General features: G+C 38.3%; 1 protein-coding gene. It reads right to left on the bottom strand.

All coding sequences use genetic code 11. The features are described from left to right. Window positions 1-141 precede the first annotated feature (141 nt). Complete coding sequence (locus tag PX481_RS08980; protein WP_288094454.1) at window positions 142-2,133, bottom strand: O-linked N-acetylglucosamine transferase, SPINDLY family protein; 1,992 nt, start codon at window positions 2,131-2,133, stop codon at window positions 142-144. Window positions 2,134-2,265 lie beyond the last annotated feature (132 nt).

The raw sequence follows: 2,265 nt of genomic DNA, 5'->3' as shown, positions 1-2,265 counted from the left end.
TGAAATGGGGCGAAAGTCTGTGGACTCTGTGTAAGACAGTACATGGTTTTTTAACTGTGGTATGCGACGGTGGTGGAAGCAGAAACTTAAATCGTGAGGTTTAGGAATCGCCGCACTTTTAGGGCGGCGAGGATGTCAATATCAACTTCCCTCCCAGATTTTTAAATAGGCATTTTCCATATTTTGAGCGAATTTTTTCCCTTGCCAGAGCGGGGCTGTGTCACGATTTCCTAACAGTTGATGGCTGATGTCTTGACGAAGGGAGCGATCGAGTCCTAATTTTACTCCCCAGTCGATATATTCTGCCTCATTCCAGCCAATTCCGGCTTCAATACCAGCATTAATCATAAAAGTATAACTATTGCGGGCGGAAAATTGTTCTCCTACCAATGTAACTAAAGGGATTCCTTGCCATAAAACTTCTAAGGTGGTGGTAGCACCATTGTAGGGATAGGTATCTAACACCACATCGGCAATCTGTAAATTAGCGCGATGGGTATATTCATCGATATCTCTCGGTAAAAACCGCAATCTTTGGGGATTAACTCCCTCCCGAATCGCTATTTCAGTAAATAATTCTTGAATTTTTTCAGTCTTACCGACTCCCTTAATCAGAAAATAACTATTAGGGACTTGTGCGAGAATTTTCATCTGAAGTTTAATGGTATCAGGATGACGTTTCATGCCACTTTGTACGGAAAAATAGATGGTAGCATCGGGGGGAATTTCTAAATCTTCTCGACGGAGATTGGGAGTGCCGATTTCAAAACCATCCACTGCTAAATATGTCTCTGGTAAACGATAGATTTTTTCTCGATAATATTCCTCCGCTTGCTGGGGTAAAACGTAGGGATCGGCGATATAATAATCAATAGTTGCTAATCCAGAAGCATCCCAACCTAACCAAGTCACTTGTTTTGCTGCGGGTTTCAGTGCCATGATCTGATTGGTAATATTATGGGTTAAACTGTCTAAATCTACTAGAATATCTATCTGATCCTGTTGAATTTGTTGGGCAACTTCTAGGGGATTTTGAGCGTAGGGAAAATGACGGATAATATCTCGGCTATCCCGGAACCATTGACGGGTAATTTCATCTTCTTCTTGGTTAATAGTATAGATGGCTATTTGCAATTTTTCTCGATCATGATGGTGAATTAACCAACGACTTAACCAACCGACAGAATGATGTTTTAAGGTACTGGCAAGATAACCAATCGTCAGTTTTTTTTGAGCTTTTTTGATAGTAATAAAAGGAGTTTTTAAACTATTATTATCAAGAAAAATTTCGGCGATGCGATTAGTTAATTGTCGATTGGCTAAGGCTCGATCGCCTAGGTAGGGTAGGGGACTAGAAACATTGAGAAAGCTAGTTTTAATAATCGGTTCTAAAGTGATATTTTTCTGACGGGTTAATTCCTGTAATAAATCATGATATTCTTGATAAATATGATCAATTTCTTGCCAAACTCCCCAGCGCAAAAGTATTAACAAAATCAGATAATTACTGTATAACTTTAGGGTTGGAGTTAGACAAATTTCTCGCAACTGATAGGCAGTTATCAAAGAATTATCAAAGTCTTCTGCTAAAATATAGAGGTTAACCAATTGTTCCAAAAGACTCAGATCATTTGGTCTTAATTGCAGACAAAGTTTAATAATTTCCACTCCAAAAGTGGGACTTTGTTGCTCGTTGGTGACTCGTGCTGCTATCTGAAAAGCTTGCGGGATAAAACTATCGGCTAATTCCTCCAGGTAGGGTAAACTTGCTTGAGCTAAATCTAAAGTTAATTCATGGGGATATAAAAGACTTTTGAGAACTACATTTAAAAGCAATTCTCGATCGGGATTAGATCTGAGATTGTCTTGAATAGGATAATTAAGTAGTTCTTCAGGATCAAATATTTCTAAATCTAAAGCTAAGTCGAATAAAGCTAATAAATTATTAATTGACTTGGGAACAATTTCCTGTAGATGATAGCGAAAATATTCTACAGCTGCCAGATCACCTTTTCTTTGTTGTCGTCGCGCTTCTGCGTCTAAAACCGCTTCTAATTCTGCTTGCCATTGCTTAACTTCTTCCAGATTACCTTCCCTTAAAACATTTTGCCACATCACCTGTGCCGGGAGCATCCCAATTTTGCCATAAGTATAAATGCTTAGAGACTAAAAACGTTAGCTAAGGCAAAATAAAGAGAAACAATTAAACGGTAGAATCATGAATACAGACCAAAAAGAACAACTAGATCAACATTTAAAAGCCAT

It is taken from the genome of Microcystis sp. M53603_WE2, from assembly GCF_030065435.1.
Note: the sequence above shows the minus strand (reverse complement) of the source record. Positions and strands in the feature narration are given on the sequence as shown.

Coding starts and splice junctions, on each gene's coding strand:
- PX481_RS08980 (WP_288094454.1), bottom strand. CDS start 2,133: ATGCTCCCGGCACAGGTGATGTGGCAAAATGTTTTAAGGGAAGGTAAT.